We start from the raw sequence: 21,248 nt of genomic DNA on the forward strand, positions 1-21,248 counted from the left end.
AAACAACACATCAATAACAATTTAAAACTCGCTGCTCTTGCTCTTGCTTCTAAGCGCGCGATAGTCCAGTCACCGCCAAACGCGACTTCAGGAGGCCGAACGTAGGACTTGCGGAGCGGGGCGATGGGCATGGATGCCCATCGAGCACCGATGGGCCATGGATGGCCCTTCGGTGCGTCCACGCGGGAGCAAGGCCGGAGTGAGGGAACCCCGAAGCGAAGCGTAGGGGCCGGATGATGGAGCAAGGATTTTTTGGTGACTTTTTGATCCTTCAAAAAGTTACCCGCCGTAAGGGCGGAAAGGTGAATCAGCGTCACCCTCGCCAATGGATATTCACGCAATACCAACACCCCCACACTAGATGCGCGACCGCGACCGCGACCGCGACCGCGACCTCATCTCAGCCCCGAACCTGCCCCCCATACAGAAACAACTGCTCCAGCGCCTGCGCCGAGGCCGCACTGGCCGAGCGTCCACGGCGCTCTGCATCGACCATGCCGAACATCATGCTGAGGAACATCTCGGTAAACACCGCCGCACTGATGTCGATCCGCAACGCCCCCAGCTGCTGGCCACGCAGAAAGAACGCGTCCATGGCCTGGGTATAGGCATGCCAGCGCCGGTCCTCACCGTCACTGAGCAAGGTGTCCGGGTGGTACTGGAACATCAGGAAGGCCAGCATTTCACGATGCTTGAGGTGCTCGGCGATCAGGTACCGCAGACCCGCCAACGGTTCGGCGTGCTCCAGGTCGGCGTTGCGGATGACCTGGTTGAGCACCTGCTCGCCGTGGTTCTCCAGCATCTCGATCAAGTTGTCGCGGGTGCCGCAGAAGCGGTGCAGGGTGGCCTTGCTGACACCGGCGGCTTCGGCCAGTGCCTTCAGGGTGGCGCGGGGATGGACCACGATAGCGTGGGCCAGGGCCTTGAGCAGGCGTTCGTCATGGGGCGTAGGTTGCATTGAAATGCCTCGCATTGATCGCATGCCTGGCATTGTGCAGGAAATGCAGGCGGGATCAAGCGGGAATGTCTCGAATGAGACAATTGTGTATCTAAGTGGGGATTGTTCGCCGGCAAGCCGGCTCCTACAGGAGCAGGTTTGCCGGCGAACAAGGCCGTCAGTGCGGCGCGCGGGGGATGGTCTTGAGCAGGTCTTCCGGGCTGATGTGCCCGACCACCTGGGCCACGGCGCTGCCTGGGGTAGGCAGGTCGATGATATGGCCCTTCATCTTGCCGATCACATGCATCTCGCAGGGCTTGCAGTCGAACTTCAGCGTCAGCACTTCATCGCCCTGGATCAGCTGCATCGGCGCGACCTTGGTACGCACACCCGTGACGCCCTTGGCCTGCTTGGGGCACAGGTTGAAGGAGAAACGCAGGCAGTGCTTGGTGATCATCACCGGCACTTCGCCGTGCTCTTCATGGGCCTCGTAGGCGGCGTCGATCAGTTGCACACCATGGCGGTGGTAGAAGTCGCGGGCCTTCTGGTTGTAGACGTTGGCCAAAAACGACAGGTGCGACTCGGGGTACACCGGCGGCGGTGTGGTCTCGGCCTTACGTCCGCCCCGTGGGTGGGCCTTGACCCGCGCCTCGGTCAGCGCCTCGATGGCTTCGCGGCGCAGGGCCTTGAGCTGCGAGTTGGGGATGAAGTACGCCTGCGGGGCGTCCAGCTCGATGGCGTTGGCGTGGTACATGGTGGTGCCCAGCTGGCCGAGCAGGTCGTGCAGTTGGTCCAGCGCCTGCTGCGGCTTGTTGGCGACGCCGAACGGGCCGTCCAGGGCCACCTGCACGCTTACGCCTTCCTCGCTGCTGAGGGTCAGCATCAGGCGCTGCTCACGCAGTACCGCATGCCATTCGACGCCCACCCGGCGCTCGGCCGAAGTGCGTTGCAGCGCTTGTTGCCAGTTGTGGTCGAGGTTGCGCGACAGCGGGTGGTTGGGGCGCAGCTTGTACAGGCCCTCGGGCATCTCGTTGGGCTCGACGCGGTAGCGGTAGCGCTTCTGGCCGTCTTCCTCGGACTCGCTTTTGAGCTCGGCGATGTTGGCACGGAAGCCCACCACCTCGCGCTTGACCAGCACGTTGAGGCCGTCACCGTTGCTCAGCGGTACGTCAGTGACCACTTGCAGGTCGCGCTTGCCGACTTTTTCCACCACGCCCACCGGCAGGCCGGTGAAGGTCGGCGAGTCGAAGGCGCCAATGTCGATCTTGCGGTCGCTGACGAAGTAGTCGGTGCTGCCGCGGTGGAAGGTCTTGTCCGGGTCGGGCACGAAGAAGTGCTCGGTACGCCCGCTCGAAGCACGGGCCAGTTCGGGGCGGCCTTCGAGGATCGCGTCCAACTCCTTGCGATAGTGGGCGGTGATGTTCTTCACATAACCCACATCCTTGTAGCGGCCCTCGATCTTGAACGAGCGCACGCCGGCATCGACCAGGTCGGCCAGGTTGGCGGTCTGGTTGTTGTCCTTCATCGACAGCAGGTGCTTTTCGAACGCCACCACGCGGCCTTGGTCATCCTTGAGCGTGTACGGCAGGCGGCAGGCCTGGGAGCAGTCGCCACGGTTGGCGCTGCGCCCGGTCTGGGCATGGGAAATGTTGCACTGGCCGGAGAAGGCCACGCACAGCGCACCGTGGATGAAGAACTCGATGGCCGCGTCGGTTTCAGCGGCGATGGCGCGTATTTCCTGCAGGTTCAGCTCACGGGCCAGCACCAGCTGCGAGAAACCGGCCTGGTCGAGGAACTTGGCTCGCGCCAGGGTGCGGATGTCGGTCTGGGTACTGGCGTGCAGCTCGATCGGCGGGATGTCGAGTTCCATCACCCCCAGGTCCTGCACGATCAACGCATCGACACCCGCGTCGTACAGCTGGTGGATCAGCTTGCGCGCCGGTTCCAGCTCGTTGTCGTGGAGGATGGTGTTGATGGTGGTGAACACCCGCGCGTGATAACGGCGGGCGAACTCGACCAGCTCGGCGATCTCGCCGACTTCGTTGCAGGCGTTGTGGCGCGCGCCGAAGCTCGGGCCGCCGATGTAGATGGCGTCAGCGCCGTGCAGGATCGCCTCGCGGGCGATGCTCACGTCACGGGCAGGGCTGAGCAGTTCCAGGTGGTGCTTTGGAAGGGACATGTCGTTATAGGTTCGGGCTGTCACGGTAAGGCGGGCATTGTAGCGGTGAAATGCGCTGGGGGCACGCCCAGGGTGCTGGGTGGCCTTGATCGCGGGGCAAGCCCGCTCCCACACAGGTCCGGTCGTGGGAGCGGGCTTGCCCCGCGATGACGTGACCGGATCAGCCCTTGGCCGCCATCGCCGTCACTTCCACGCGCATGCCTTCGAAGGCCAGCGAGGCAACGCCCACGGCTGCACGTACCGGCCAGGGCTTCTTGAAGAAACGCTGGTACACCTCGTTGAATGCCGCACGGTCAGCCATGTCGGTGAGGTAGATGGTCAGGTGCAATACCCGGTCCATGGAGCTGCCGGCGCGTTCCAGGGCTACTTTCAGCGCCTGCAGGGTGCATTCGCACTGGGTGGTGATATCGCCCAGCTCGAGGCTGCCGTCGGCCTGCACGGGGATCTGGGTGCTGACCAGGATGCCGTTGTACTCGGCTACATCCGAGGAGATGGAGTCGGCGTCCGGGTCGGGGGTGTAGATGATGTCTTGGTTTGCCATGGGAATTTCGCCTTGCAACGGAGGGAAACCGGCAAGCCTACGCGAGCGCCACGCCAGGGTCGAGCCAGGGCCTGGTCGCGTGGATTTGAAATGCACGCCGACGCCGGTCAGAATCGCGTCCCCGATCTGGCCGTACGGCCGGACCCTGCTGGCGACCACGAGGCCACCGTTGAACGAACACACATTGTCCATGCGCCTGGAGCGCGTGGCGGCGCATATTCCAGCCGGTGCACGGCTGGCCGATATCGGCTCGGATCACGGCTACCTGCCGGTGGCGCTGCTGCGCCGTGGCGCGATTGCCGCGGCGGTGGCTGGGGAAGTGGCGGTGACGCCATATGAATCGGCCCTGCGCACAGTACGTGACAACGGGCTGGAACAGCAGGCCAGCGTGCGCCTGGCCAGTGGCCTGGCGGCCATCGAGCCGGGCGATGGCATCACCTGTGTCAGCATCTGCGGCATGGGCGGTGAGACCATTCGCGAGATTCTTCAGGCCGGCAAGCAATACCTGGCCGGGCATGAGCGCCTGGTGCTGCAACCCAACGGTGGCGAGCAAGCGCTACGCCAGTGGCTGATGGACAATGGTTACCGCATCGTTTGCGAAGAGGTGTTGCGGGAGAATCGCTTCGACTACGAGATCATCGTCGCCGAACCCTGTGAAAACGTGGTCTACAGCGCCGAACAGCTGTACTTCGGCCCGTTGTTGATGGCACAACGCAGCCCGGCATTCCTGTTCAAGTGGCAGCGCATGCTGCGCCAGAAGCAACAGACTCTCGCCAACTTCGCTCGCGCCCGGCAACCGGTGCCAGAAGACAAGGTGCGCGAGATGACCCTTCAGGCCCGCTGGATCAGCGAGCTGCTGGCCTGATTTCACAGCTGCGAGCAGTTACCCATCTCACGGTAGGCGACTTCGTGGGTCTGGCCCTGATGGTCGAGGTAGACCATGTGCGCGGTGCCCACCTGGCAGTCGGCAACGTTGCTGGCCGGGGTGATCGAGATGACTTTGGCCACATCTAGCGGCATGCCGTATTCGTAGGTGTCACTGGCGGCTTGGTCGGCGAAGGCTCCGAACGAGGCGAAGAGGGCGGACAGGGCAAGCACAGCGATCGAGCGTTTCATGACGGGCTCCTGGTTTTACGGGATGAGCCCATCATCTATTCATTTACGTTTCACAATAAATGGCCTATCCCGTGATAGATTGCTGCCTTTCATGTATGAATGAGAGCGCCAGCCCATGGACATGCTGCATGCGATGCGCACCTTCGCCCGGGTAGTGGAATGCGGCAGCTTCGCCGCTGCCGCCAATGCCCTGGACATCTCCGCCGCGCAGGTGTCGCGGATCGTCGCGGAACTGGAGAACCAGCTGCAGACGCGCCTGCTGCACCGCACCACCCGGCGCCTGCGCATGAGCGAGGCGGGCGAGCGCTTCCTCGAGCGTTCGCGGCAGATCATGCTGCTCACCGAGGAAGCCATGGACGAAGCCCGTGGTGCCCACCTCACGCCACGTGGGCGCCTGCGCTTCCACTGCACCCACGGCCTGGGGTTGCTGATGATGCCACTGGTGGCGCGCTATAACGCCTCCTGCCCGGAAGTGGTGATGGAGCTGACCTTGTCGCAGCGCAACCCCGACCCGCTGGCCGAGGGGCACGACGTGGTGATCACCATCGGCCAGGGCCTGCCGGATTCGCAGCTGATTGCCATCCCGCTGGGCAACATCAACAGCATTCTTTGCGCATCACCCGAGTATCTGGCCCAGCATGGCGTGCCCAAGCAACCCGAAGACCTGCACGAGCACATCTGTTTGCGCACCGTCGATCCACTGTTCGAAGAGGACTGGACGTTCGGGCGGGGGCCGGACAACTGCGTGATCGTGCCCCAGGACACTTTCCTCACCAACGTCGCCGACGCCATGCTCAAGGCCACCGAGCTGGGCATGGGCGTGGGGTTGTTGCCGTATTACTCGGCCAGCCAGGCCATGCAGGAAGGGCGCCTGTGCCGGTTGCTGGCACCGCACCGGCTGCGCCAGCGGGAAATCTATGCGATCTACCCGTCGCGGCATTACCTGGATGCCAAGGTGCGCACGTGGATCGATTACCTCAAAGAGCAACTGCCGTTGCTATTCCAGGAACACCAGCAAATAGTCGACCAGCCGCAGTACTGGCGTTGACGAACTCAGTGATGGCGAAGGGCTATTGTCGTAGAATGCCAACACTTTTCGCTTCACGTTGGAAGGGCAGATGCAAGAGCAACAGAGCATGGACGTTCTCGAGGGTTGGCGAGCTTTCGTCGAGGCGACTGGCGCCTGCAAGAGCAGGGTACAGGTCAAGGGGCTTCACGAAGCACAACGTGTGGTGTTGTCACGAAACAGGATCAAGGAAGATATCTCGGGTTTCAGCTTCACATTGTCCGAGCAGCAGACGCAGGAACTACGGCAGCTGTTCGTCAGGCAGGGCGAAAATCAGGTGGAGCATCGTGACGACGTGCAGTTGGGTTTCCCACTGCTGAAAGTGTGCGAGAGAGGCACCACCTGTTTCATCCCGCTGTTCAGCTACACCTTGCCTGACGATGCGCTGCAGCTATCAGCCCTCAACCTGGTTGTGCCGGTCAAGCAGGGCGCCGAGGTGGTACCCAATCTCTGGGCGCTGCGTCAGTACCTGGAAGTGGACATCGAAGAGCTTGGTGCGGACCAGCACATGATGGGGTTGGCTGCTGCCTGCATGGGGCAGGTGCATGACAGTTTCCAGGCTACTTTCATTGCCTTCCTCAACTGGATCAGGCAGCGCCTCGACTCCCTGAAGGGAGAAATGGGTGGGGCGAAGGTCGTATTGGAAAAACACGTGACTGCGCTTGTAAGCCCCCAGGTGGCCCCTGACTACAACACTGCCGAGCAGTTGAAGGACTATAAGGCGCTGCAGCAACAAAGAGGCCGCCTGCCGGCATTGTTGCAGCGCTATATCTTGCAGCGAGAGAGTGCGAGTAGTGCCTCTGATCCTGCATCCATGCATTTCCCATATGGCCTGTTCGAGCGCAAGTACCCTCTGGGCCGCGGGCAGATGCATACCCTGATGCACGTGGCCCACGGCGCGTCGCTGGTGGCCGTGCAGGGCGCGCCAGGTACAGGCAAGACCACACTCTTCAAATCGCTGATCGCCAACCAACTGGTCGAGCGTGCGTTAGCCTGCATTTCAGGTTGCGACCGCAACATCGGGCTCGTGGTGACCTCCACTGCGCGCAAAGCGGTGGAGAATGTCATTGACGATCTGCGTAAGGATCCGTGCATCCGAGACCGGCAATGGCTGTACTTCCAGGGTGGCGACAAGAACCGCACTGCCAGCGAGCTGGAACGGGTCGGTGCGCTGCTCAAGCAACTCGATGCCGAGCAGCACGATGGCTTAAAACAGCAAGGTCTTGCGGCGCGCATCCTCGCCGGCAAGGAAGTGATCGACCGGAGTTTCGCGCACTACCAAAAGCTGTGCCAAGCCATCGACCAGGCTCGTCTGGCTCTGGGTAACGCCCCTCAATCGTTTGGCAACCACCTGGTGGCCAACCAGCGAACCATTGCCGAGCAGGGCCATACGCTTGGCCTGCTGACAGCAGCGACGCTCGATGCAAGTGGTTATGCAACCCTGCAGGCTGCTAGCCGTGAACAGCATGCCCGGTTATTGATACAACAGCGCGATTATGAGCAAGCCTGTGAGCAGTTGGCTCGTGGCTACGGCAGATTGAGCCAGGCGCCGTTTCCCCGAGCGCATTACACCGCGTGGCTGGAAAGCGCATTGGCGGACTCCGTCGAATACCATTTCGCCGACTATCCCTCAGGCCGTTTCGGGGCACTACGTGCCTGGTGGCGTAGGAAACGCTACGCCAATGCCAAGAAGCACTTGAGCGGCGCATTCGGTGACGACGTGCGGCGTTTCGGTCTGAGTGACCTGAGCGCCGATCGCCTGGCCACACTGGCCGGCAACCGCAAGGCGATGTCGACGACGGCATCGCTGCAGCCAATGCTTCGGGCCCTGCGCGAAGGTGCTGCGGACAGCCAGCGGGCAAAGGCGCACGCTTCTCTCTGTGCGTTGATTACCCGCGTCGAACAGGACCTGATTACCTGGAGGCGCTACCAGGCCGCCAACAGCGCGCTGAAACAATCCTTTCCTGAAGGTGACTGGGCGCAGGTCCTGCGTTTGCGGTTCATTGCCGAGCACCGCGTCCTGTTCGAGCTATCGGTCGATTATCTCTGGCAAGAGCTGCTCAGGCAGAAGAAGCAGCTGGCCGAGGTGCTGCCACTGTGGTGCAACTTGCTCGCCGGCAACAAGGACGCGGGTTTGTATGCGTGGAAGGATCGTCTGGAGACGTTCTACCGGCTACTGACATTGGCGTATCCAGTCATGGCCTCGACACTGGCTTCCGTGCACAAGCTTGCCGGTTATCGCCTGGCTGATCTCGATGGCTACACCCCCTATCCAATGAGCCTGGTCGATGAGGCGGGCATGGTGTCCGTGGAGTCGCTGGTTCCCTTGCTGGCGCGCAGTGAGCGCGCCGTAGTGGTCGGCGACCCGCTACAGATCGAACCGATCCGCACGTTGGCAGAGGGCAGCGCAGAAGCACTCAAGGCACGTTTCTTTCCTGACAACACCCAGTACGAGGCGGTCTCACCCATGCAAGTGACGGCCTATCACCGTGCCGCCGGGACACGGTCGGGAGCCGTGGATGATATCGGCGCGGGCATCGTGCTGGATGAACACCGTCGCTGCCAACCGGAGATCGCGAAGCTGTTCAAGGATATTGCCGGCTATGCAGGCGTGCAGGTCTGCACTGATGCGCCCGCAGCGCCCATCCAGGCGGCCTGCGCCAACATGGGCGGTCACAACTTGATGTTCTATGGCGTTCAGGGCAGCCGTGGCAACCAGCCAGGCACCAATCCAGAAGAGGTCGAGGCCATCGGTTTGTTGCTCGACAAACTTGAGGAGGCTGGTTATGACCTGACCGAGCATGTCGGCATCATCACCCCCTATGCCAACCAGAAGAGGCTGTTGATCGAGGCGTATGGAGGGCGTCTGGCCCATGACAAGAGCCTGAAGATCGGCACGGTCCATCAGTTCCAGGGGGTTGGTTTCGAAGTCATCGTCTATTCCCCGGTTATCTGTCGACGCGGGGACAAGGACGGATTCCAGAACCGCAAACCGAACCTGCTGAATGTGGCGGTATCGCGCGCAAAGCAGCAGTTCATCGTGGTCGGTAACTTTCAGCGCCTGGTGGCGGCAGGCAAGTCGTTGCAGATCATGGCGAATGCGTGTGCCGAATCCTTCTTCGTCAACATGGAGCGCCAGAGCCCTTCCTTCGACGCGCTGCGCCCTGCCGGCGAGCGGCTCTATCACGACTGCGAGCACATCGAGGCCTTCGAAAGGCTGCTTGCGGACGCCCGTCGTTCGTTCGTGGTGGTTGCGCCGTGGATCTTCCAGGGCCGGCAACACGATCATCCGCCCTTGCGCCTACTGGCGGCTGCACAGGCACGAGGTGTCGACGTCAAGGTGTATTACGGCTGGAAAAAGCTCGACCACCCCGAGGCCGATGACGGCGATGAGGGGCTCATCAAGGCCTATCGACGCAAGCTGGGAGATGACAATGTCATCCGTGTACCAGAGGGTACTCATGAGAAGTTGCTGCTGGCCGATGATCGGGTTGCGACCGTAGGCAGCTGGAACTGGTTGTCCCATTGCTACTATCAATATTGTGCGACAAGCAAGGCTGGCCGCTCGCTGACTCTACGCCGAGAACTGACAGTGGAGTTGACCGACCCGCATATCATCGGGCAGCTCAAGGCGCATGTGCAGGCAGATCAGTCTGGCCCAGTAGCAGACTCTGCGCGCACTCAATGCCCGTAACGCCCCACCAGGCTCTGCGCACCCAGCGCATGGCCTTGCAGCGCCTTCATCAGGCCGCGATGATCCAGCTCCCCGGGCAGGCTGCCAGGCGCCAGGTCGGTGGCGATCAAGGTCAGGACGTAATGATGCGGGTTATCCCCCGCCGGCGGGCAGGGCCCTCGATAGGCCATGGCGCCGCGAGTGTTCAACCCCAGGGCCGCCACTTTGCTGCTCTGCCCGCCAGCACCTTCCTCCAGCGCACCGGCTGCCGGGTCGATGTTGTAGGCCAGCCAGTGCACCACGCCCAGGCCTTTGCCACCGTCGGGGTCGAACATCACCAGCACCAGCGAGCGGGTGCCCTGGGGCAGGTTGCGCCAACTCACCTGGGGCGACTTCTCCTCGCCGCTGCCGCAAGCAGGTTCCACCCCGACTTGTTGCAAGGCGATCACCCCGCCGTCGGTGAAGGATGACGAACTGATATCCAGTGCCGGGCTGTAGTTCAGCGCCGTGGCCAGTGCGCCGATCGGCAGCAGCGTAAACAGCAACCCGTACCTGAGGTTCATGCCCGGTCTCCAGAGCAGGGATGTCGTTCAGCAGTGTAGCCAAGCGCCGCTAGCGGCTGTCCTGGTCTTCGGCGGTACCACCAGAATGGCCTGCACCGCTGCCGGTAGCCTCGCCGGTGCTGTTGGAGCCACCAGCGGCGCCATCGGCGGCATCGGAATGGGTGCCGGTATCGCTGCTGTCGTTGCTGTTGCCGCTGCCAGGGCTGTTGACGCTGCTGCCTTCGCCAGCCGTCTTGCCTTTGGGGTGGTCGCCGCTGTCGTGTTCGGTGCGTGGCTGGCTGTTGTTCATATCGGTGGCGGCGTAGCTGCCAGCGCATGTGAGGCCCAGGGCCAGGGCGAACAGCAGAGTGAGGGGGCGAGTGCGGACCATGGTGAGTCTCCTGTCGGATGGACTGTCATGGTTTCGGCCGCATAGCCAGTGCGCAGGTGCCCGTCGAGCGACGGGCGGTCGGCAGGGGCCGCCAGGCGGCCCGGAGGGTTTCAGTGCGTTTCGCTACGCGGTGAATGGGCGCTGGCGTCCATGGCATCCAGCGTCGGGTGCTCCTGGGCGGCGTGCATCAGGTCTTCGGTGACCCGCAGTTCGGCGCCGGTCGGCGAGAAGGTCGCGGTCGGCGCGAACGGTGCCGGGTGCTCGGGTTTCGGGCGCTTGCCGCGGCGCCAGAGGAAGAAGCCGACCATGGCCAGGTTGATCACGGCGAAGGCCCAGAACAGCCCGACCTCGCCATAGGACGTCATCATCGGCGAGATGGCCAGCGGCGCCATGGCAGAGCCCAGCGAGTTGATCAGCAGCAGGCCCTGGATCATCGGCACCAGCGCGTCGGCTGGGGCGCGGTCGGCCGCGCTGCTGACCGCCACCGGGTACAGCGCGAACACACCGCCACCGAGCAGGAACAGCAACGCCGGCAACAGCACGGTGTCCACCGGCAGCACCACGATCAACAGCGACAGCACGGTGCACAGTGCGGCCAGGGCAATCAGTACGTCCTGGCGGTCCTTGCGGTCGGACCAGCGCCCGACTGGGTACTGCAGCAGCATGGCGCCGAGGATCACCCAGGCCATCATGCTGCCGACCTCGCCCACGTCCAGCCCGACCCGTTGCAGGTACAGCGGCAGCAGCGCGTAGATACCGGCGATGGCCACCCCCGAACCGAAACAGCCCACCAGCCCGGTAGGCGCCACGCCCAGCAACTGGCGCGGCTTGAGCGGCTCGACCTGGTCGAGCAGCGGCGACACCCGCGGCAGGATCACGATCGGCAGCACCGACAGGGTGGCGAGCATGCCGGCGAGCATGAACGGCGCGGTCTCGCCCCAGCCGGTAATCTCGCCGAGGGTGGCCTGGGCGATCACCCCGGCACCGTAGAAAGCGATCATGTACAGCGCCAGCAGGCGGCCGCGGATCTTCGCGTCACCGGCCAGCAGCAGCCAGCTCTCGATCACCAGGAACACGCCCACCGCGGCCCAGCCGTTGAGCAGGCGCAGGATTGACCACCAGGTGGTGTCGTAGAACATGCCCTGCAGCAGGATGGTCGCGCCGATCAGCGCGGCAAAGCTGCTGTAGGCGCGGATATGGCCGATGCGCAGGATCAGCCGGTCGTTGAACACTGCGCCGAGGGTGAGGCCGATGAAGTAGGCCGAGGACACCACACCGATGGTGGTTGCCGATTCGCCGGCGGCGCCCAGGCGCAGGGTGGTCAGGGAAGACATGAAGCCATTGCCCAGGGCAATGATGAACAGGCCAAGCAGGGGTGCCAGCGCCATGGCCAGCAAACGCGGAGACATACGTACCTCAAGGTTGGAAGAAGCCAAGCAGTGCCTTTCTGCGCTGCGTGCACGGGTGCGACCTGGGCAAGAGTCAACCGCTGGACCTGAAGTGGAGGCCGGGCATGGGCGGTTGAGCCTGAGGCATATGCGCGGACGCTGTCCTTGCGGGCGGTTGCCACCGGGTGGGCGACGGGCGAAAAGGGAGGCGGGATTTTACGGGGTGTGGCGGATTTGCCAAGAGCCTGCGGGCTGCGACGAGAGGTCGCTGGCCCGCGAGCACCTGCTCAGTGCGAGTCTGACACCGAAAGAATATCCAGCAATTAAAATCATCAATGCATTCTAAATCAGTCAAATCAATGATTTTTGGAGATCTATAAGTAGCTTCTCTTGAACCTCTTCTTCCGCGGTCGACGCATCTAGAAAAGTTTGCAAGCTCTTTTTCTTCTGGTTTTTTATGTTGTCGTAAATCTCATGAGCCGTAACCATCATGCCTGTGCGGCCTTGTCCGTAACCACAAAAAACAAGAACGCTGTTTTTCGCTTTCAAAGCTTGATCCATCAGTTCGCAGGCTTCTTTCAGGTGCTTTAATTCGCACACGCCAAAGTCTTCCACCGGAACATGAAGGTATTTGATTTTCTCAAGTTGAAATTTTGCAAAGCCACCGCCGCCTAATTTGAACTCGTTAAGACTGATGACCAGTTTTATGTTGAGATTGGCGCTGGTAAGCCAACGCATTATGCCGCGAGAGAATACCGGTGCAGTGTCTTTTCCAGAGTAGTTTGGTTGGGATGAGCGATAGACTTTGACTTTTCCATTGCGCTCGCCAACCCAATTTCTAAATATAGTCGTATCTTCGTTTTGAGGTGTGACTGCTACTTCGGCGTTAAATGCAGGTAGCTGGGAGACGGGAATTCGCATGATCAGTTCCTCATTGAGTCTGCTTGTGGTTTTGTTGTATTTAAATTTTTCTCCAGGCGCGCAATGTGTCGTTTACGTAGTTTTTGAATGCGGGTGCAAACTTAATATAGTGAGCAGCTTCCTGCGCCGGCCCCGACGCTTCGACAAATCCGTCAATGAACGCCAAATGCGCTTTTAGCAGTTTCTCAACCTCGGAAACGAATTCGGATCTTGGTGCTTGCAGGTTTTCGAAGTCCTCGATCAAACTAAGTTCTCTGTATTTTTCACCTACCTGAAGTTGAATGTCACTCAAATTGCTTTGAACGCCAGCAATCAAATTTCGTATTTCGTCACGTGCTGAGCAAAGGTGCTCATAGGTAATGATGTCTGACGCGACTTTAAGTACGCTCAGCGCGACTTGCACGCCACCCACAATCATCGCCTTTTTGAAATTGGCTGGCGAATTTGCATCCAGGCCAGATTCAACAGTGCTTCCAATCTGCTTTGCTACAGGCTCAATCTGATTATATAGGTTTTGATTTTCATAGGCTTCAATTGCCAGGTTCAGTTTCTTTTCTTGTGTCAAGAGGTTTTCATAGTTTGAATCTTTTGCGGTGAGGTCGGCAATTTTGCGCAGGTTTGATACCGTTTCTCGAAGTTGTCGGAGCCTGTACTTATTGCCTGTATAGCTGAAGCTTGAAAAATTTATCAGTGACCTTTCAATCTCATGTGTCCATTTATAAATCTCACATTTTACGTCATTCATCACGAGCCTCAAGCGCTCCTCATACTCATCGCTGTCTTCCGCGTGCTGCTTGAAGTCATGCAGTGCGTCGCTCACGAATGTGACGTCCAAGTAGTTGCTGGCTTTTCTGAGTGCGTCACTTGTGTTCTGATCGAGTTCAATAAAGTAGCTCCATAAGTACGTCAGGTCGGACTTCAGGGCGCCGATGGTGAGCGATCGCAGATGAATGTTTGAATAGTACGCAAGCATCGACCTGCAGTCTCTGACGATCGACATATTCGGGCTTTGAAAGCGAAACGAATACATACAGCTCCCTCCTTCTCTACTATTGATCAAGCTCTTAACGTGGCAGCGACATCTTGCGTATTTTCGCCAAGGACGGCCACCAGCCAAGTCATTCGCTGGAAACGCCGTAAGTGGATACCTGTCATCTGGGCATCTCGCTGTTCAGCGCATAGCCTCGCACAACTTGCCATCAAGTCGGCCAAACCCTCCCAGTGACTATTAAGCATGCGTAGGGCTCCGGCTGCAGCGACCGAAATATCAAACATAGATCCGGATTGGTTGTACAGGCCTGCCATCAACTCTTGGAGTTGCTTGTGATCCCGAATTGCTTTAAGTGCATTTTTTCTTCCTGCGGCTGATTTGAGGTCTTTCTGCTTCGTGTCTAGCGCTTGAATCACCATCCCCATCGGTCCTAAAAAAATCATGGGAAGCACCGAAGTATTTTGCGCTGAAGAGTCATTTGCTTTACTGTCAAAAGCCAGGAGCTCTTTATTATGTCGGTAAAGTATCCACTCCCATCGATCAGGGTTGCTCATGCATATTGCATCGCCAAGCCAAGGCTCGACGGTTTGCGTGATGGGTATTGCAAAGGCCTCAATATCGTGGGCCATGATCTGGCACGAACGGTGAAACGCTACAAAAAGTACCTGTAGCCGCCCAAGCATCTCTGCAACTGTCTTGCTAGACTGGTTGTCCTCGTGCCCAATAGACAGGAGGGGTATATCAAAGTCCCCTAAAGTCGGACTGTCCTCAAGCCGCTCTTGGGTTTTGTGGAGGAAAATACTCATGCTGACTGTAAAAGAATTAACTTCATCATTAAGCTCCCACATTCGCTGCTCGATGCTGCCCCATTGTTCTGCGTGCGTATTGATAAAAGTCGAAATGCTCAGAATTTCCGCGAAGAAACGGCTTGCCCAAGTGTCTTTCGGGGTTTTGGGCGAGGTGAGTTTGTCGATGTCTGGCTTGAAGGTCGAGTCATATTGAGCGCTTAGCTGATCGGAATTTGTCGGAAGTTTTTTTCCCTGATCAGCGAAACGCCGCACTACCTGAATATCATTATTGATAGCTGCCGGTGGTCGGGCGTCGCTGGAGATCCTGGGGGGCACGTCGCTGTCATACCAATTACGGCTGATTTCAAGTGCCTGTGAGTGACTGCCCCCACTGGTGCCTGTCGAAGAGGGAGGGGCGGTATTATCATCCTGCTGACCAGGAGATATTGACTCTTCGTTGTCCATGCTATTACTCCCATTAGCTGATTCATTTGTATCGCTGGATTCAGGGGCTTGCGCTGACTGTTCGTCCTTTGTGCCAGCATCTTTTGGGTTTTCAGGAGTGCTTTTAGAATCGTCAGGTTCATTGAGGAATACTGGCTCTGTCTCGCCAGAAGGCAAGTAATAATAGACAAAGTCGATTCTGTCGTTGGTGATTGACTTACTTAATTGGTCGCGTGCAATGAGAAAGGAGTTGGTGTTTTTCGTTAGAAACCCCCAGCACTCATCATCCAGCTCTACACCTGTATACTCATCGGCGTACAGCTTCTTGGTAACTATGCGTCCGCACGAATACCTATAGCCAGCAAGGGTTGGGCTGCCGTGATAGCCGGCTAACACTGGTAACGAGAGCTCCTTAAGGCGCGACCAGTGAGCGCTACTCAGTGGTTTCCAACCTGAAGAACGCAAGTGCTCAAGTGCTTGATTGACGATTGCAAATCGTCCATCGTATTCAACAATGTTGTCGATAGCGCGGTAAGGTATTTTAAATTTGTCCGTATGCAAGTAGTCAGGCTTAATATCTTTGATATCAAATCCTATGCCATTTATTGTTATTTTGTCACCGTCGGAAAATAGCCGATTGATCATGTGGTAGTCATATTTGCCTTTTTTGCTTTTTTCTGCTGTTATGCATGCGACTTCGAATGCAATTAGATCCAGCCCTGTTATCTTGTCTTGATCGTTTGGCTCGAGCGAATAATATTTTGCAATTTCATCACGCAGTTGCTCAGCATTCACGCTTTTATGAAAAGCAACTCCAACGGTTCCAGTAGTTTCAAAGGCTCCAAAGTTTCCATCGGTTCCAGTGGTGCCGTCGTAAGGAATGGAGTTGCTAAATTTGAAATGAAGTCGAGGTGTATTACCAATAGCAAAAAAGATTACTTGTTTTTCAGGGGTGACATTGAACAAGGAGTTGCCAATCACTGGTGTGCCATCAAACACACGGCTTAAGTGCTCACTTTCGCCAGGCAGTACTTTTGGTAGGAAGATTACCTTCTTTTCTTGCATGTATCTTTCTAGCCACGCTGTAATTTTTAGGGGCGTGAAGGTTTCATAAGCTTTTTCAGTGGGGTTGCTGGTCAGATAGGCATGTATCTGCTTTTCGCTCATGTTTGGTGTCGCTAGAAAATAATCAGGCTTGTTTAATTTAACTTTTCTGAGGCGCTTTGCTGTCTCGTACTCTTTCGCGCTCCCCCAAATTATTTCTTTTGTTTCCGCAATGGCCTCGCTAATTATGAAGTCATCATCGTTTAAGAATATCCATTGATCAATACCCATTAAGATGCATGGGGTTTTTATATCTTTCTTGTATTGCTCAAATGGGATTTTTCCGATGTAACATAATTCGTCCCATGCTCCAAAAAGTGTAGTCGTGGATTCGTCTCCTGTGTCCTTGTTTTCTTTTGCGTGGTATGTTATACCTGTTTCGCCGCAGTATTCAAAATATAATCTAACCGGGATTGTTTTGTTAATTCTTTTGTGTTTTAAGAAAATCTCGTCTCCTGATGTTATGTTTAGAATGTTCAATTCGAATGGGTTGTACATATCTGCACCCTGACTTATTTAATGACTTTGGGAGTAGGGTTGCCGAAATATATTCTTTCGGCAACTGACAGAATTATCAGTTGCGCTTCACAATATTTAGGCTACGCTCGTTCAGCGCTCAGGCGGGATCTCACAACGTTGATAAGAGGTTAGCGATATTTCAGCCACCAGGCCTGAGCGACATGGCATTCGCGAGGTTGGACAACGGGTCCGTTATGGTGATGGGCACCAAACCAGCCAAACAACCGCTTTGGAGCGTTCCGCTTCCTATATCTTGGTTAGTCAAGCGAATTCGGCTGGCCGGCTTTCGATTTCCGGTCCATGGTCGGAAAAGGAATCACCGGGTATGTGGTACCCATCACATGCTCGGAAGTAGACCGTATAGGTTAAAATCACACATGCAAAAAATGGGACCTCTGCGTGAATAAAGCTTACCGAATAGGCCCCCGTTAATTGGATTCAGGTTTACGACGAGGTAAGAAATCACAGCTTGCATATGATGGTATTTGCACAAGCGCCCTAGGGTTTGTACGAAAAGTCGCCGAGCGGCGATCAGGCAAGGCGATAACAGGCGAGGAACGGTCGGAGTCGCGCTCGACTTTACGGGTTGTAAATGAGCATTCCGACCGGGCTGGCGCACCAGCCTGTTTTCAACGCAGCATGATCGTCGCGCAGGCACTTTTCGTACAAAGCCTAGGGAGACTCAACATCAATGATGCTCACCCTTGGTGTCTCGCTGGCCAGCATTCGTCCACAGCACATCGGCAGCGGCCTGTTGCTGGGTGGGCTGCGTATCGTGCTGGGGCGGCAGTGGGCTGGGCGGTGGGTACCGCGCTGGGGTTGGAGAACTTGGAGCGGGCGGTGCTGGTGGTGCAGTCGTCAATGCCGGTGGCGGTATTCAACTACCTGCTGGCGGTGCGGGCCAACCGTGAACCGGAGCAGGTGGCCAACCTGGTGATGTGCTCGACGCTGCTGTCGTTCGTGTGGTTACCGGCCGTGCTGGCCTGGTGGTTGTGAGGGCCGGGGCTGTGCCGGCCCTCGCGGGCATCAGCTGCAAGGCTTGCTGTTGAGTGCATCGCCCTGGCGCGGCGCTTGCGCCTGCGATTGGACATGGGTATCGCGCTTGGCGAGCGCCTCGGCCTGCTGCTGGCGTTGCTGCGCCCACTGCTCGTTGCGGGCTTGCAGGCGCTCGGCGCCGCCTTCAGCGAAGGCTGAAGTGACCGAGGTGGCGGCCAGCAAGGCGAGGGCGAAGGACAGGGATTTCATGGTGTGACTCCATCGTTGAACCGGGAAACGGCCGCTGGGCGGCCGGGGCGGGGCAAGGATGGCGAACGCGGATTGTCTCCGGATTAAGGCACGCTTTGAGAGCCCTGGGGCTGCTGCGCAGCTCTTATCGCGGCACAAGGCCGCGCCTACAGAGGATCGCGGTCTTCCTGTACTGCTCAATTGGCCAAGCGTTGCTGTTGCACCCAGCCTCGCTTGGTCAACGCCATGCTTGCGGTGGCCTGGAGTGGCTGGCGGGCGCTGTCGATGGCTTGGCCAAGGCCTTTGACGCTGGCTTGCACCGATTTGTCGGCTGCCCAGGCGGGAAGCTCGGCAATCGTGTAGCGGTAGGTCACTTGTGACCGCGTCTGGCCGGCCTGTTCGGTTGGCGCAGTGAACTGCTCGATGGCCGTGACCTGTGCCTTGCCGAAGCACAACCCGCCAACCTTGCTGCCGTCCTTGCGGCTGACGGCATCGGGCTTGTAGTACTTGCGGCCTTCCTCGGTCAGCGCGTAGGCGTAGTAGATGTCGGTGCGTGCCGGTTGCCAGAGGCGGGCGGGCACTTCGGTACGGGCGATCTCTGTTTCGCTGACCACACCGACCTGGGCCAGGGCGTGCAACGCCTGGTTGTTGCCGTCGATATCGAAGTCGCGGGTGCGGGTGGGGAAGCTGCTGACCACGAAACAATGCGGGTATTGGCTGTCGAGCCAGCTTTGCGCGGCCTGGCGCAGGCCGGTTTCGGTGGCTTGCCGGTCTTCCGAGCAGCCGAACAGCGTCGCCAGCAGAGCCAGCGGTACGAGCGTCCTGTTCATCGTAAAGGCTTCCTTGAGTTACCAAAGTGCGGGGCGAACGCTGGTCCAGGCCAGCGGCGACGGGATTAAAACCCGCATGCCAGAGCGGCTGCAATCGTGGCAAGTGGACATGCCCGCTGTGCGCCCGGCAAATCGCCGAAGGTCATCCATACTGCTCTGATCCGCGATGGTGCTCAGCAAATGACAGAAGGGGGCATGAATGGCCAAGGCCAAGGGAAAGCAAAGCAAGGGTGATGACGCCGCGAAACTCGGGCGTAAAGCTTACGAAAACGAACTGAAGAAGCTGCATGTGGAGTTGGTCAAGTTGCAGCAGTGGGTGGTGGAGAAGGGCCTGAAGGTGTGCATCGTCTTCGAAGGCCGCGACGGCGCCGGCAAGGGCGGCACCATCAAGGCCATCACCGAGCGCGTCAGCCCCAGGGTGTTCCGCGTGGTAGCGCTGCCGGCGCCCACCGAACGGGAGAAGACGCAGATCTACGCCCAGCGCTACCTCACCCACCTGCCGGCCGCCGGCGAGGTGGTGATCTTCGACCGCAGCTGGTACAACCGCGCCGGCGTCGAGCGGGTGATGGGCTTTTGCAGCGACGAGCAGGCGCACAAGTTCCTCACCGTGGTGCCGTTGTTCGAGCGGATGATGGTCGAGTCGGGGATCATCCTGCTCAAGTACTGGCTGGAGGTCAGTGCCGAGGAGCAGACGCGTCGCTTGCAAGACCGCATCGACGATGGGCGCAAGCTGTGGAAGCTGTCGCCCATGGACCTCAAGTCGTACAACCGTTGGGATGACTACACCCGCGCCCGCGACGACATGTTCGCCGCGTCCGATACCTCCTGGGCGCCGTGGTACATGGCCCGCTCCGAGGACAAGCGCAAGGCGCGGCTGAACATCATCAGCCACCTGCTGCAACAGGTGCCCTACAAGGACCTCAGCCACAAGCACAAGCTTGAGCTGCCAAAGCGCGGCAAGCTGGGCAAGTACAAGGCGCAGCCGTATCCGTTCAAAATGGTGGTCGAGCGGTTCTGATCCATCCCTAAGGATCAGCACATGACGTATTCGATTCGCTGAAGGCTTTGCAGGAGCAACTGTCTGGCGCAGGCTTCTGTAGGAGCGGCCTTGTGCCGCGAAAGGGCCGCGTTGCGGCCCCGGCAGTCTAAAGGCGTATTTGAAATCCTGGGGCCGCGTTGCGGCCCTTTCGCGGCACAAGGCCGCTCCTACACAGGGGGCATTCCGCCAGGAGGGAACTGGCTTGTCCCTCTCAGGCCTCGACCAGGCAGCCGTCGCGCCCGAGGTGATAGCGTTGCAGATCGCGCGCCAGGGTCAGGTTGCCGCTGTAGTGTGCCAGCGCCTCGTCGCGTACTTCGGCGATGGAGTTGCCACGCCCGTTGGCGCTGGCCTGGTAGCGCGCGCTGAAGTGCGTCAGCACCAGGTTCTTCACCCCAGCAACTTCAGCGAATTGCGCCACCTGCGCCGCGGTGCTGTGGCCGAAGGTGGTCTGGCTGCGCTCAACCACCGGTTGGGTGAAGGTCGCTTCGTGCACCAGCACATCGACACCCCGGGCCAGCTCGGCCAGCAACTCGGGGCGGTCGTTGTCACCGCAGACGATGATCCGTTGCGGCGCGCGGGTGGGCTGTTGGTAGTCGCGTGGAGCGAGCGTGCGCCCCTCATGCGTGACGGCCACGCCACGGACCAGCTGGCCCCACAGCGGCCCAGCCGGAATACCGTCGGCCTTCAGGCGCGCCGTGTCCAGCCGGGGTTCGGGGTCGTGCTCGTCGAACACATAGCCCCACGAGCGCACTCGATGCGACAGCTCGACCGTGCTCACCTCGACATTGCCGGCGGTGAAGCCGCTGAACGTTTCCAGCGCCTGCAATTGCAACTCGAACGGCAAGTAGGTATCGCTGACGGCCAGGCCTTGGCGCACCCAGTCTTGCAAGGCGTCGGGCAGGATCAGCGGCAGCGGCTCCTTGCGCCCGGACATGCCGGCGCTGGCCAGAAGCCCGGGCAGGCCAAAGCAGTGGTCGCCATGCACGTGGGTGATGAAGATGGCGCGCAGGTCGCGCAGCGACAGTGGGCTGTGCAACAGCTGATGCTGGGTACCCTCGCCACAGTCGACCAAGTACCAGCCGTGGCCGGTGGACTCGATGACGGCGGTGGCGCTGACGTTGCGGGCCTTGGTGGGCACTCCGGATGAGGTGCCCAGAAACTGCAGGTCCATGCCTGACTCCTTGACTTGACGGCTTCCTGCCCCGGTGGACGGGGCGCGCGGAGGCTAGCATGCCGAGCCCTGCGGGTGAAGCGGCACGGGCGCCGGGCAGGCACCCGTGCCAAGGATCAAGCAGGATCAGGTGCCACCACGGTCATCGCCGACATCATGATTGACGCCGTCATCGGCACCATGGCCCACGCCGTGCGCTTGGCCAGCGTCATGGTTGGCCCCGTCATCGGCACCGTGGCCGACACCGTGCAGGCCGCCGGCTTCGTGGTTGCCGCCATCGTCGGCACCATGGCCGCCTGCCGCACCGCCATGGCCAGAACCACTGCCGCCGCTGCCACTGCCGCCATGGCCACCACCGCCACCACTTCCGCCTCCTCCGTGGCG

At 59.4% G+C, this 21,248-nt stretch carries 18 protein-coding genes and 1 pseudogene; 6 read left to right on the top strand and 13 right to left on the bottom strand.

Annotation, left to right across the window (positions count from 1 at the left end; all coding sequences use genetic code 11):
* Positions 1 to 400 precede the first annotated feature (400 nt).
* From IX761_RS22090 to IX761_RS22100, 3 genes are all read right to left on the bottom strand, one after another.
* Positions 401 to 958, bottom strand: a complete 558-nt coding sequence (locus IX761_RS22090) for a TetR/AcrR family transcriptional regulator (RefSeq protein ID WP_194791636.1) — start codon at positions 956 to 958, stop codon at positions 401 to 403.
* A 157-nt stretch (positions 959 to 1,115) separates the two neighbouring features.
* The gene (locus tag IX761_RS22095) at positions 1,116 to 3,116 is read right to left on the bottom strand and encodes a peptidase U32 family protein (RefSeq protein ID WP_194791637.1); all 2,001 of its coding nucleotides are present in this window, start codon (positions 3,114 to 3,116) and stop codon (positions 1,116 to 1,118) included.
* A gap of 160 nt (positions 3,117 to 3,276) precedes the next feature.
* On the bottom strand, positions 3,277 to 3,657 hold the full coding sequence (locus tag IX761_RS22100; RefSeq protein WP_194791638.1) for a RidA family protein: 381 nt from the start codon (positions 3,655 to 3,657) through the stop codon (positions 3,277 to 3,279).
* Positions 3,658 to 3,826: 169 nt separating this feature from the next.
* On the opposite strand from IX761_RS22100, the gene IX761_RS22105 reads away from it, so the two are divergent.
* The gene (locus IX761_RS22105) at positions 3,827 to 4,522 is read left to right on the top strand and encodes a tRNA (adenine(22)-N(1))-methyltransferase (RefSeq protein WP_323744598.1); all 696 of its coding nucleotides are present in this window, start codon (positions 3,827 to 3,829) and stop codon (positions 4,520 to 4,522) included.
* 2 nt (positions 4,523 to 4,524) lie between these two features.
* On the opposite strand, the gene IX761_RS22110 is transcribed toward IX761_RS22105, so the two are convergent.
* Entirely contained in the window at positions 4,525 to 4,773 is a 249-nt protein-coding gene (locus tag IX761_RS22110) for a DUF2790 domain-containing protein (RefSeq protein WP_194791639.1), read from the bottom strand.
* A 115-nt stretch (positions 4,774 to 4,888) separates the two neighbouring features.
* On the opposite strand from IX761_RS22110, the gene IX761_RS22115 reads away from it, so the two are divergent.
* Together IX761_RS22115 and IX761_RS22120 are read left to right on the top strand one after the other, a co-directional pair.
* Positions 4,889 to 5,821 (top strand): LysR family transcriptional regulator, encoded by a 933-nt coding sequence (locus IX761_RS22115; protein ID WP_194791640.1) that lies wholly within the window; start codon positions 4,889 to 4,891, stop codon positions 5,819 to 5,821.
* An 88-nt stretch (positions 5,822 to 5,909) separates the two neighbouring features.
* On the top strand, positions 5,910 to 9,533 hold the full coding sequence (locus IX761_RS22120; RefSeq protein ID WP_194791641.1) for an AAA domain-containing protein: 3,624 nt from the start codon (positions 5,910 to 5,912) through the stop codon (positions 9,531 to 9,533).
* Here IX761_RS22120 and IX761_RS22125 read toward each other — a convergent pair.
* From IX761_RS22125 to IX761_RS22150, 6 genes are all read right to left on the bottom strand, one after another.
* Positions 9,521 to 10,075, bottom strand: a complete 555-nt coding sequence (locus IX761_RS22125; RefSeq protein ID WP_194791642.1) for a YbhB/YbcL family Raf kinase inhibitor-like protein — start codon at positions 10,073 to 10,075, stop codon at positions 9,521 to 9,523. The two genes, IX761_RS22120 and IX761_RS22125, sit on opposite strands and share 13 nt — an antisense overlap.
* A 49-nt stretch (positions 10,076 to 10,124) precedes the next feature.
* Positions 10,125 to 10,445, bottom strand: coding sequence for a hypothetical protein (locus tag IX761_RS22130; protein ID WP_194791643.1), 321 nt, complete (start codon positions 10,443 to 10,445; stop codon positions 10,125 to 10,127).
* 110 nt (positions 10,446 to 10,555) lie between these two features.
* The gene (locus IX761_RS22135; protein WP_194791644.1) at positions 10,556 to 11,854 is read right to left on the bottom strand and encodes an MFS transporter; all 1,299 of its coding nucleotides are present in this window, start codon (positions 11,852 to 11,854) and stop codon (positions 10,556 to 10,558) included.
* 330 nt (positions 11,855 to 12,184) lie between these two features.
* Positions 12,185 to 12,754 (bottom strand): protein-tyrosine phosphatase family protein, encoded by a 570-nt coding sequence (locus IX761_RS22140; RefSeq protein WP_194791645.1) that lies wholly within the window; start codon positions 12,752 to 12,754, stop codon positions 12,185 to 12,187.
* Between the two features lie 40 nt (positions 12,755 to 12,794).
* Positions 12,795 to 13,784, bottom strand: a complete 990-nt coding sequence (locus IX761_RS22145) for a hypothetical protein (protein ID WP_194791646.1) — start codon at positions 13,782 to 13,784, stop codon at positions 12,795 to 12,797.
* A gap of 26 nt (positions 13,785 to 13,810) precedes the next feature.
* A complete protein-coding gene (locus IX761_RS22150; RefSeq protein ID WP_194791647.1) occupies positions 13,811 to 16,579 on the bottom strand; it encodes a hypothetical protein in 2,769 nt (922 codons plus the stop codon).
* A gap of 712 nt (positions 16,580 to 17,291) precedes the next feature.
* On the opposite strand from IX761_RS22150, the pseudogene IX761_RS22155 reads away from it, so the two are divergent.
* Positions 17,292 to 17,596 (top strand): annotated as a pseudogene (locus tag IX761_RS22155) (AEC family transporter); the annotation flags it as partial.
* 30 nt (positions 17,597 to 17,626) lie between these two features.
* Here IX761_RS22155 and IX761_RS22160 read toward each other — a convergent pair.
* Complete coding sequence (locus IX761_RS22160) at positions 17,627 to 17,845, bottom strand: hypothetical protein (protein ID WP_194791648.1); 219 nt, start codon at positions 17,843 to 17,845, stop codon at positions 17,627 to 17,629.
* Between the two features lie 176 nt (positions 17,846 to 18,021).
* Positions 18,022 to 18,654, bottom strand: coding sequence for a hypothetical protein (locus IX761_RS22165; RefSeq protein WP_194791649.1), 633 nt, complete (start codon positions 18,652 to 18,654; stop codon positions 18,022 to 18,024).
* 199 nt (positions 18,655 to 18,853) lie between these two features.
* On the opposite strand from IX761_RS22165, the gene ppk2 reads away from it, so the two are divergent.
* Positions 18,854 to 19,672: a polyphosphate kinase 2 gene (gene ppk2 / locus IX761_RS22170; RefSeq protein ID WP_194791650.1), complete on the top strand. Its 819-nt coding sequence runs from the start codon at positions 18,854 to 18,856 to the stop codon at positions 19,670 to 19,672.
* Between the two features lie 232 nt (positions 19,673 to 19,904).
* Here ppk2 and IX761_RS22175 read toward each other — a convergent pair whose 3' ends face one another.
* Positions 19,905 to 20,864: a ribonuclease Z gene (locus IX761_RS22175; RefSeq protein ID WP_194791651.1), complete on the bottom strand. Its 960-nt coding sequence runs from the start codon at positions 20,862 to 20,864 to the stop codon at positions 19,905 to 19,907.
* Positions 20,865 to 21,020: 156 nt separating this feature from the next.
* Between IX761_RS22175 and IX761_RS22180 the strand changes: the two genes are divergently transcribed.
* On the top strand, positions 21,021 to 21,248 hold a 228-nt coding region (locus IX761_RS22180; RefSeq protein ID WP_194791652.1), incomplete at its 3' end, for a hypothetical protein.

The organism is Pseudomonas sp. UFMG81, assembly GCF_015354575.1.
In the GTDB taxonomy this organism is placed as follows: domain Bacteria; phylum Pseudomonadota; class Gammaproteobacteria; order Pseudomonadales; family Pseudomonadaceae; genus Aquipseudomonas.